The organism is Ectopseudomonas oleovorans, assembly GCF_029845265.1.
GTDB lineage: Bacteria > Pseudomonadota > Gammaproteobacteria > Pseudomonadales > Pseudomonadaceae > Aquipseudomonas > Aquipseudomonas oleovorans.
The window spans coordinates 176286-185646 of sequence record NZ_JAOCLK010000001.1 but is presented as its reverse complement, the minus strand read 5'-3'; the positions used below and the strand labels follow the sequence as shown (position 1 = coordinate 185646).

At 64.1% G+C, this 9361-nt stretch carries 16 protein-coding genes; 2 read left to right on the top strand and 14 right to left on the bottom strand.

Annotated elements, in window-relative coordinates:
* Position 1: 1 nt before the first annotated feature.
* The 14 genes from N5J71_RS01005 to N5J71_RS00940 form a co-directional block, all read right to left on the bottom strand.
* A complete protein-coding gene (locus N5J71_RS01005; protein ID WP_279916134.1) occupies positions 2-622 on the bottom strand; it encodes a DUF3164 family protein in 621 nt (206 codons plus the stop codon).
* Positions 615-797 (bottom strand): hypothetical protein, encoded by a 183-nt coding sequence (locus N5J71_RS01000; RefSeq protein ID WP_024308347.1) that lies wholly within the window; start codon positions 795-797, stop codon positions 615-617. Before N5J71_RS01000 ends, N5J71_RS01005 begins: the two co-directional genes overlap by 8 nt.
* On the bottom strand, positions 797-1051 hold the full coding sequence (locus tag N5J71_RS00995; protein ID WP_078458503.1) for a hypothetical protein: 255 nt from the start codon (positions 1049-1051) through the stop codon (positions 797-799). Before N5J71_RS00995 ends, N5J71_RS01000 begins: the two co-directional genes overlap by 1 nt.
* Positions 1048-1398 (bottom strand): hypothetical protein, encoded by a 351-nt coding sequence (locus tag N5J71_RS00990; RefSeq protein WP_279916133.1) that lies wholly within the window; start codon positions 1396-1398, stop codon positions 1048-1050. Before N5J71_RS00990 ends, N5J71_RS00995 begins: the two co-directional genes overlap by 4 nt.
* 2 nt (positions 1399-1400) lie before the next feature.
* Positions 1401-1826 (bottom strand): host nuclease inhibitor protein, encoded by a 426-nt coding sequence (locus N5J71_RS00985; RefSeq protein ID WP_279916132.1) that lies wholly within the window; start codon positions 1824-1826, stop codon positions 1401-1403.
* 3 nt (positions 1827-1829) lie between these two features.
* Positions 1830-2999, bottom strand: coding sequence for an ExeA family protein (locus N5J71_RS00980; RefSeq protein WP_279916130.1), 1170 nt, complete (start codon positions 2997-2999; stop codon positions 1830-1832).
* Positions 2999-4771, bottom strand: a complete 1773-nt coding sequence (locus tag N5J71_RS00975; protein ID WP_279916129.1) for a TnsB C-terminal domain-containing protein — start codon at positions 4769-4771, stop codon at positions 2999-3001. The genes N5J71_RS00980 and N5J71_RS00975 overlap by 1 nt, the downstream gene beginning before the upstream one ends.
* A 3-nt stretch (positions 4772-4774) precedes the next feature.
* The gene (locus N5J71_RS00970) at positions 4775-5689 is read right to left on the bottom strand and encodes a DUF3102 domain-containing protein (protein ID WP_279916128.1); all 915 of its coding nucleotides are present in this window, start codon (positions 5687-5689) and stop codon (positions 4775-4777) included.
* On the bottom strand, positions 5689-5970 hold the full coding sequence (locus N5J71_RS00965; RefSeq protein WP_279916127.1) for a hypothetical protein: 282 nt from the start codon (positions 5968-5970) through the stop codon (positions 5689-5691). The genes N5J71_RS00970 and N5J71_RS00965 overlap by 1 nt, the downstream gene beginning before the upstream one ends.
* A 16-nt stretch (positions 5971-5986) precedes the next feature.
* On the bottom strand, positions 5987-6286 hold the full coding sequence (locus N5J71_RS00960) for a helix-turn-helix domain-containing protein (protein ID WP_279534335.1): 300 nt from the start codon (positions 6284-6286) through the stop codon (positions 5987-5989).
* Entirely contained in the window at positions 6283-6543 is a 261-nt protein-coding gene (locus N5J71_RS00955) for a hypothetical protein (protein ID WP_279534336.1), read from the bottom strand. Before N5J71_RS00955 ends, N5J71_RS00960 begins: the two co-directional genes overlap by 4 nt.
* Positions 6536-7024: a hypothetical protein gene (locus N5J71_RS00950; protein ID WP_279534337.1), complete on the bottom strand. Its 489-nt coding sequence runs from the start codon at positions 7022-7024 to the stop codon at positions 6536-6538. Before N5J71_RS00950 ends, N5J71_RS00955 begins: the two co-directional genes overlap by 8 nt.
* A 118-nt stretch (positions 7025-7142) precedes the next feature.
* Positions 7143-7925, bottom strand: coding sequence for a hypothetical protein (locus N5J71_RS00945; RefSeq protein ID WP_279916126.1), 783 nt, complete (start codon positions 7923-7925; stop codon positions 7143-7145).
* Positions 7926-7960: 35 nt separating this feature from the next.
* A complete protein-coding gene (locus N5J71_RS00940; RefSeq protein ID WP_237856907.1) occupies positions 7961-8170 on the bottom strand; it encodes a DNA-binding protein in 210 nt (69 codons plus the stop codon).
* 97 nt (positions 8171-8267) lie between these two features.
* On the opposite strand from N5J71_RS00940, the gene N5J71_RS22390 reads away from it, so the two are divergent.
* Entirely contained in the window at positions 8268-8741 is a 474-nt protein-coding gene (locus tag N5J71_RS22390; RefSeq protein WP_341793694.1) for a helix-turn-helix domain-containing protein, read from the top strand.
* A gap of 24 nt (positions 8742-8765) precedes the next feature.
* The gene (locus N5J71_RS00930) at positions 8766-9263 is read left to right on the top strand and encodes a hypothetical protein (protein ID WP_279916125.1); all 498 of its coding nucleotides are present in this window, start codon (positions 8766-8768) and stop codon (positions 9261-9263) included.
* Positions 9264-9361 lie beyond the last annotated feature (98 nt).

The window sequence follows — 9361 nt, the reverse complement described above, 5'->3', positions numbered from 1 at the left end:
CTCACACCGCCGCGATGTTCAGGTTGATCGGGTCGTAACGGTCGGTGTTGCCGACGCGCTGGTAGACGCGGATGTATACGGCGGTGCCGTTGACCTGGATGGAGTCCTTCAGGGCCTCCATCGCGCGCTGCCAGTCGGGGTCGTCGATCTCTACGCGCAGCAGGCTGAGCACGTCGCCGGTCTTGATCTGGCCCTGGCGGTTGGCGCGGAACGCGCGGTCGACCAGGATGCGCAGGTGCTGGTCGGCGCCTTCGCTCCATTTGCGGATGCACTGGTCGATCAGCTCCTTGGCCGCGAGGATCTCCTCGGTGAAGGTGATGCGCTCGGCCATGGCGCGCTCGATCTTGTAGCGGCCGTCGTAGGTGACGATCGAGACGTTGCCCTTCTTGCCGCCGAGCTTGACCTGGTACTTCTCGGCCGAGATGGCGATCAGGTCAGCGATATCGCCCAGGGCCTTAGCCTTGAACGCGCCCAGCGCCTCGCTGATGGCCACGGCCTGCTTGGCCAGATCGCCGGCGACCTGGTCGCGCAACTTGTCGTGTTCGCGCACCTGGTGCTCCGGCACCAGGTGGCCGGCGGCGTTCTTGACGAAGCCGGCGGGGATGTCGATTTGCTCAGCCATGGGTCTCTTCCTCGGCTTGTTGGGTGGCGTGGTCGAGTTCGGCCAGTACTTGGCCGCGGAACTCGCTGATCTCGGTACTCAGCCTGTGGCCGCCGATGCTCGGGTATGCCGAGGCGTAGCCGGCGCTGCGTTTGAGCAGCTCCAGGGCTTCGCGCAGGCGTGCTTCGAGGTTCATCAATGCACCCTCCCGTCAGCGGGCTTGAGGTTGGCGCGGTAGGCCTGGGTGAACTGCTCGACCTGGCGCATGACCAGCGCGTTATCGCCGGCCATGTGGGCCTCGCACATCACAGCGATCTGAGCGCAGAGCAGATTGCTGGCCTGGGTGAGGTGGTGCAGCGCGAGCGAGAGCTGGTTGTAGCGATCGTCCATGCGCTGCATGGACTCCCGCATCTCGGTCAGCTCCTGCTGCAGTTGCTCGGCCTGGCTCATGACGGCAGCGCCTTTGCCGGCGTCAGCCAGCAGACGTAGCAGCCGCCGAGGCGGACGCTGTTGATGGTGTGGACGCCTTTGGTGCTCCAGCTCACGCCGCGCCATTCGTGCTTGAACGATGCGGCGAGCTGGTCGGAGTCTTCGGCGTTGATGAAGATCTTGGCGTCGAGCGGCGATGCGGACTTCACGCGCACACCCGCCGCGCGCAGGCGGCGGGTCATGTCGTTGAGGGCGCGGAGCTTGTCGGCCAGTTCCGGGGTCAGCACGGTGCACATAGGCAGCGCGTGCTGGATGGAGATCTCGGCGGCGATCTTGGCGCTGAGCGGGATGACGTTGGGAGCGCGCATGGTCATTCCTCCTCGTCGCTGGCCGGGGCGTTCTGCACCAGCTGAAGGGGGAATCGCTCGATCTGGCTTTCGACGATAAGCAGTGCAGTCCGAAAGCCTTTCAGGAACTGCCCTTTAAGCTCGATGGGATTGGCGTCGTCGTCACCCAGGCGAAGCTCAGTGCCTTCCTTGGCCTGCAGCATGCTTTTGATGTCCGTAACTTTGTTCTGATGCCACTGGATCAGCGGCTTAGCCAGGTCTAGCTGCGCTTCCTGGGCCCCAGCGGTGTGGGCTTGGTCTTCGAAGGCAATGACCATTTCCAGCAGTACCTGCTTCTCCAGGTTGGCCTGCTCCAGCAGGTTGCCCTGGTCGAACTTCCCGCCGACCAGGCTCCAGGCCGAGGCGTACACCTGGGCCTGATCCATGATTTGTTCGATGGTGATGGCCATGGCTCACACCCCCTTCACAACGTCAGCCGTGATACGGCTTTCGCCGATCTCGGCGGCGAGGTTGAGCGCGGCGTTGAACAGGTTGCCGATGGCCAGCGGGTAGAGCTGGCTGGCACCGTCCTTACCCGAGCTGCCCAGGCGCTCGATGATGGCCTGCACGCCGCTGGCGTCGATCAGCTCGTCGAGCTGCTTGCCGGCGTGCTTGCAGCGGAACGCCAGGTGCGCTTCCAGGTCGCCGACGGTGATGGGCTGCAACTGGGCGATCTCGATGCGCTGGGCCACCTCGCGCACGTCGCCGTTGCGCGGGCTCAGTTTGATCAGCAGTTCAGGTTGGCCGATGAGGATGATGGACAGGAGCTTGTCGAAGCCATGTTCGAGCTGGTCACGCATGCGCTTGAGGTGCTTGAGCGTGGGGATGGGCAGCGAGTGCGCCTCCTCGATGATCAGCACATGGCGGAAGCCGGCGCCGTGGCTGGCCTTGAGGGTGGCATGCATCTGCGCGAAGCGGGCCTCGGGGCTGGATTTGGCTTTCTCCAGCGGTGCCACAGCGGCCATCACAGACTCGGCAATGTGGGTGGCCTTCAGGGATTTGCCCTTGGTGTCGTTGTCCTCCATGCCCAGCACGTAGGGTTCGATGACGATGACGGGCTCATTGCGCAGGCGGTGCGCCAGGTCGCGGCGCAGGGTGCTTTTGCCGGCACCGGATTCGCCCACCACGGCGAGGAAGCCGTCATGCCGGGCGGTCTGGTACATGCTCTCGCGGATGTAGCGGATATCGGGGCTGAGATACATCTCTTCGGCGCCCTTCAGCTCGTCGAACGGGTCGCGGTGCAAGCCGAAAGCGCGCTTGGTGTCTGGTCGTAGCACTTGTTTAGCCATTAGCATGTCGGGGCACTCCTGGGTTTCTTCGTGGTTTTCCGGGGTTGCAGGGGCCTGCGCGTTGGCGCGCGCAGGCTCCATCTCTTCAAACGCGGCGCGCACAGCGTCGAACTCCGCGCCTTGCTGCATCAGGTACTCGGTGATGGCCCAGGCCAGCTGGTTCACCGGGATGCTCTTGGGCCACTGACCGTGGTTGATCAGTTGGGCGATGGCAGCCGGGCTGAGCTTCACCGCCCTGGCCAGGTCGGCCTGACCCTTGCCTACGCTGGCCAGCACGTTCTTGAGGCGTTTCATCACTCACCCCCAACCAGGCGCAGGCCTGGGCGTGTAGGCGCGGTCAGGCGCGTATGGATGGCGTCCAGCTCGGCTTCGGGTACGCCGTTGGGGTAGTCGGCCTTGAGCGTGGCCAGGTGCTCGGCGTTCCAGGCGCTGCCCATGCGGGCGCGCAGGGCCTTGGCGGCTTCGATAACGGTGAGCGGCTTGATCTCGACCGTGGCCACGGTGACGCGGGTTTCCAGCTCGGTGCCGCGCTTGGGCAGGTAGGTCGGCAGGCTGGTGTTGGCTTGTTCCTTGAACGGGTCAATGGTGCCGCCGAACGGCGTGACCTTGGCCTTTTTGGCCTGCTCGGCAGCCTCGACGCTGTCGGTGCCGGTGGCGATCTGGTCCAGCACCTTCTTGGCCTGCTCGGCCTGGCTCTCAGCCATGGCGTTGTAGCCGGCGCCGATCTCGCGGCGGGTGGCGGCGTTGGCTGCGAAGCCGTAGTCGTCCTTCTCGACGCGCTCGATGACGTGGAAGTGCTCGCGGCCATCGGCGCCGGTGACCACCAGCTGCGCGCTGCTCTCGTCGCGGAACGGGTTGCGGGTGATCAGCACGGTGTCGCCGACCATCAGGCCCGGCACGCTGGCGATGCAGTACTCCGCGCCCCGGAACGGCACGCGCAGCTTGGCGGTGACCTTGCGCTTCTCGGGCGCAGCGATGGCCAGCTCACGGCACACCTCGGCAGGCGGGGCAATGCGCAGGTGCTCGGCGGCAATGGTCATCCACAGGCCATAGCGGCTGCGCTTGTGGCGGGTGTGGATGGCGGTGGCGTTGTAGTGCCGCATCCAGCGCCCGGCCAGGCCGTTGATGGCCTCCAGGGTGCTGGGTTTGTCCATGAGGCGCAGGCCAGACTCGAACTCACGTTCGACGATGTTGTGGGCCTGCTCCACCTGGCCCTTGGCGCGGGCGTTGCCGACCTTGTTGATGATCAGCTCGATGGACAGCGCCCGGCACAGGTTGCGGAACATCGAGGAGGTCATCGCCGCGCCGGGGTCGGTCATGATCATGAACGGCACGCCGTGGAACGGGTCATGCTCGCCGCGCTTGACCATGGCGCTGATCAGCACATGGCAGAGGTTCTCCGCGCTCTCGGCGCCCAGCACGTAATGCACGTAGAGGGTGCCGCTGGTGTGGTCGGTGATCACGTAGCGCCACAGGCGCTGCTTCTCGATGCGCTTGAGGTTCTCTGGCTTGCCGTCGTAGAACTCGGCCTTGGGCATGGTGCGGGCGCCGTCGTCGGCCAGGTAGAACTGGGTGGAGATCGAGGCGTCGATCTGCCAAACGTGGTTCGGGTGCAGGCTGGCCAGCTCCACGGCAGGCGCCGGGCGCAGGATCTGATCCGGGTGCAGGCCGTAGGCGCGCAGGGCGCGGGCGATGGCATCGAGCGACAGCGGCGTGATCACCCCGCTGTCGGTATCCACCCGGCCTGCAACGATGTGGCCGTTACTGCGTAGCCGCTCCACGGCACGCTCCAGGGTGCTGAGCTGTTTGTCATTGTCGCGGATGGACTGGATCATCACGGCGCTGATCAGCTCCGCTTCGTGCCGCTCCAGAGCCGATGTACCGGCATCGGCGCGGCGTTTGCGTGATGGGGTCACGGTGACCTCCTGCAATTTGCGGTAAACGGTGGCGAGGGTGATGCCCAGGTCGGCCGCTGCGGCCTTGCACAGTTGGGTTTTGCTGCCGTGCGGGGCGCGCTCGATATCGCGGGCCAGATCCACCAGGCGTTGGGTCATCACGGCGCTCATGGGTCAGGCTCCCTGCTCGGCAGCCAGGGCAGCGGCCACTTCATCCTCGGCGCCGTCCTGCATCCAGCGCGGTGCCGTGCTGGCCACCGGGGCGGCGTCGATGCCGTACTCCGCGCGGATCTCCAGCAGCGCTTGCTCCACCTGAGCCAGCAGGCCGGCGGCAAACACGCGCTGGTCGGCGCCTTCGTGCTGCATCAGCAGGTGAATGGCCGGGTACAGCGCGCCGCTGATAGCCGCCTCGGCGGCGCCGGCCTTGGCGGTGGCCTCCAGGCGCAGCTCCTTGAGCTGCTCGTCCAGGGGCTTGACCTCGACCACGGGTTTTTTGGCGAGCTGGGTGGACAGCTCGTTGATCTTGGCGTCCTTGTCGGCCATCACCCGGCCTTGGGCGGTTTTGTCCTCGCGCGCGTCGCGCAGGGCTTTGCGCAGTTCGCGGCAGGACATGCGCTCGACTTCGTCCAGCTCCAGCCCGGCTACGGTGCCACCCTCGGCCAGGGCGGCGAGATCCTCGTCATCTTCAGCCAGCAGCTCGATGAGCTTGGCTTTGCCCAGTCCTTGCAACTGCGCGGCATGTTTCTCCAGTGCGGGAGACAGGTACTTGATGGCTGCCTGCATCATCTGCTGAGCCGTGCGCGGGCTCAGACCGAGGCGCTCTTCGCAGATAGACACGAACGCACCGTGCCCCTCGAACTCTTTGAGTTCGACCAGGCGTTTGCCGGCTTCGAGCATGGCCTCGGCAGCGGTGCCCAAGAAAAAGCGCACCTCGTTGATCACGCGCTCGCGCTCATAGGGCTGGCCGTCGCCGAACTGGCGTACTACCTGCAGGTTGTGCTCGGCAGCCAGGTGTTGGGCCGCACTGAGGCCTGAGCCGATGGCGATATCGTCAGCCAGCTCGATGGTGGCGTTGGGTTTGCGAGCCATCAGGCAGCCCTCCGCGCCAGATCACCGGCCAGCTCGCGCAGGCGTTCGATGGCCTCGTTGCGGTTGCCATTGGCCTCGACCAGGGCATTGCGGAACTCGTCGGCGCCACGGCGGCAGCCGTAGTAGTAGGCGTCGAACTCCAACGAGCCCTGCGGGTAGCTGATGGTGGTGGGCTCACCTGTTATGCGCAGTTTGAGTGCGGCGCAGAGCCCCTCGACGTAGACGCTGCTGTGGCGGTCGCCGCCGCGTAGCAGGTGCTGGGCCAGTTTTTTGTAGTTCATCGTGGTGCTCCTGTTGTTAATGGGCGCTGATGCGCGCCTGGATTTCAGTGATACGGGCCTGGCCGCGCTGCAGCTCCTCGGCGGTGGCCATGGCGTACTTCAAGAAGGCGATGCTGGGGGCGAAGCGGCCGGTATCCAGGCGCGTGGCGTAGCCGGCCTCGATCAGGGTGTCCATGTAGCGGGTGATGTTGGCCGGGCTCTCGCCCAGGCCCTTGGCCAGTTCGGTGTTGCTCAGGCCCGTGAGGGTGTGGCCGCGCAGCGCGTTGAGTACGCGCAGCACGCGCCGGGCGCTGTCGTTGGTGCGTTTGGTGGTCATGCGCAGCGCTCCATCGGGACGACGACCAGGGCGCCGGATTGGTTGATGCCGGGCTGGCCATCGAGGGCCGTCGCCAATTGCTCGTGCAGGCTCATGGCCTCGTCACGCCAGCCTTCGGCGCACTCCTCCATGCGGGCCAGCTCGGCACGCAGGCGGGCGTTCTCTTCGTCCAGGCGTGTAACCTCCTGGCAAAGCTGCTCCAGGGCCTGTGCGTCAAGGCGACGCAGCAGCGCGCGGATATCGATGGCCTTATTCATCGTCAGCCACTCCAAAGTCGAGTTGAGGGGTTTGCGCCTGAGCGACGTTGCCGTGGTGCCAGGCGAGGGATTCGAGGCCGGCGCGGATGGCGTCCAGCGTTTGCTCGGCGGTTTGCTTGCCGTCGTAGAAGGCCATCAACGCGCCGGTGGCGCTGTGCAACACGCCCTGCAGCTGCTGCAGGTCGCTGGCGTTGCAGGCCTTACCCACGGGGATATCCACCAGCAACTTGCCGTGGGCAGCGGCTAGGTAGCGGGTAATCAGCGGCAGGCCGCAGGCTTTCTCCAATGGCAGCACCATGGTCAGCGGCAGGCGGCCATTGCCCATCCACTTGTAGAGCGAGCTGGCGTTGTTCTGGCACAGATGGTCTGTGGCAAGCCGCTCGATCCCGCGGTTATGGCGCTGCATTGCATGCTCGGCGCAGCCGCTCATAGCCTCAGCGGGCGAGCGCGGTACCCAGTGTTTCCAATTGCGGCGGATCATTGGATGGGGCTCCTTTGGGCCGTCTGCTGCGGCTTCCAATCAAAAACTCTGTTTCACCCTTGGCAATGTCGTTACCAACGGGCCAGTCTGTTGGGGTACATTCACCAACGGAGAACGCTTATGAGCGATCAGGATCTACGGCGAGAAATCGCTGAGCTACGTGAGCAGCACGAGATGGAGACTGCGGCGACGCGGGCGGCTCTAGTGGTGCTGGTTCGATACTTGGCAGAGGGGCAGCAACTGCACATTGATGAGCTTTGCGCTGACCTTGATGCGATGTGCACTGCCCGTTCTGAGCCGCAGTGGCAGCGCAGCTTGATGGCGATGACTGAGGTTCTGCGCGGTGTTGGCGAACGCCTGCCACGAGATCCTGACTGATGATTTCAGCCTCGCGGTCAGTCAGCAGGCACTTGCCGTTGGCGCGGGTGGCGGCAGCCAGGAGGTGCACCTTTTGCTGCTCATAACCGAGGCCGAAGGCATCACGTTTGAGCACCGGCGGCATGTTGTTGGGATCGACGCGGATCATGTCGCCCACCATCACGCCGGGCATGGCGGATACGTCGTAGTCCGTGCCGTTGACCACTACGGTCAGCCGGCCGGTAACGCGGCGGTTGAGGGCGGCAACAGTTGCAGGGGCACTTTGTGCCAGCAGGCGATCACCGACGATGCGGCCGGCGCCAATCAGCATCAGGCGGTCGACCAGCTGGCGGGTGCCTTCGGTGGCAGCAGTGCGGTCGACGAACACCAGGGCCTGCTGGCGGGCTTCGGCCAGGTGTACGGCGATGGCGGCACTGTCACCCGGTGCGCAGGCGATCAGCGCGTTGAGCGCGGCGCGCCAGGCGTCCATAGGATGGGGGATCATTTCGATCTCCTCGGTCATAAGTTGCGGCTTGTCGGTCATGGCGGTGACCCTCGCTGCTGTTGTGGTTGGTGGGGTTAAGCGGCGACTGGCTCGCCGGACTTGAGGCCGAGGGCCACGGCGATTTCGTGGGCCTGGCCGTAGTTGGCTTTGTCGAAGCCGTTGAGTACGCGGTACACGGCGTTGCGCTTGTAGCCGTGCTCTTCGGCCCACTGGGTGATGGTGATGCCGCGCTGGCGGAATCGCTGTTTGACCTGGTCAGGGGTCAGTGCCTTCTGGGTAGCCATGGCGGTGGCTCCTTGATGGTTGCTGAATGATGTTTGTGTTTTGTTGGGCTGATGATGGTAGATAATTCTCTACTAGTCAAGCCATTGGTAGATATTTATGAACCTTGGCGGACGGCTTAAGGCCGAGCGTGAGCGCCTGGGCTACAGCCAAACCGACTTTGCCGCTTTGGCTGGGGCTTCCAAGCACTCGCAGATCAACTGGGAAAAGGGCACGGCAGCGCCAAATGCAACCGTGCTGGCTGCTTGGGCTGGGCATGGATTGGACGTGCTGTATGTCGTAACAGGCGTTCGCGGTCTTATTGTGACCAGTGAGTCAAATGCGCAGACGTCTGCGTATATGACCGAAAGTGCAAATCCGGTCACGAACTCTGCTGCCTTGCCGCAGATTGATTCAGAACGACTCGCGCGCATCCTTGACCTGCTTGAGGCCCACGCCGCGCAGGCCGGGCGCCGTTGGCCGGCAAGCCGCCTGGTGGTGGTTGCGGCAGAGGTCTACAACGTGTTGGCAGATGAGCCCGCCCTGGATGAGCCCAAGGTCGAACGGATTTTGAAGTTGGTAGTAAACCGTTAGCGCACGGCGCATAAGGAGTGAGATGTGAAGGAAGATGATCTGCAGAGGCTTTCCGAGCTGTTGGGTAAGGAGATTGACGCGCTGCCCAAGGATGGAAAGGAACGCTCGATCTCGATCACGGTAGGCGGTAATAACTCTGGAAACATCTCGCTGGGCGGTACCCAGATCGTGTTTCACCCGCAGGAAAGGACGCGCACCTGGGGGGATCTGGCGGTTTCCGAATTGCTCAGCCATTTGGCTCATTGGAAGGCGCAGTGGTGGAGCGGCTGGCGTGGCTTCTGGCTGAATGCGCCCTGCCTGCTTCTGATGCTAATGCTTGTGCTGATGGCTATCGGTTTGCTCAGTGGGTGGTTGTGGCGCCTGGGCCCGCAAACCATGCCCTATGTGCTAGCTCCCTTGATTGTTCTCATGGCCATTCTGACGACCTGGATGATGCGGATTCGCCGGGTCGAAGGACGGCTTATGAGGGATAGTCAGGCGTATATCGACACGATTGAGGCCGAACTGCGCCGCAGACGTTAATGGATGGCGCAGCGGGCGCGTTGATTAGCAAGGAGGTGGATGTGAAGGATAGAACGATGAAAACGAGAATACTGGCCCTGGGATTAAGCGCAATCGCA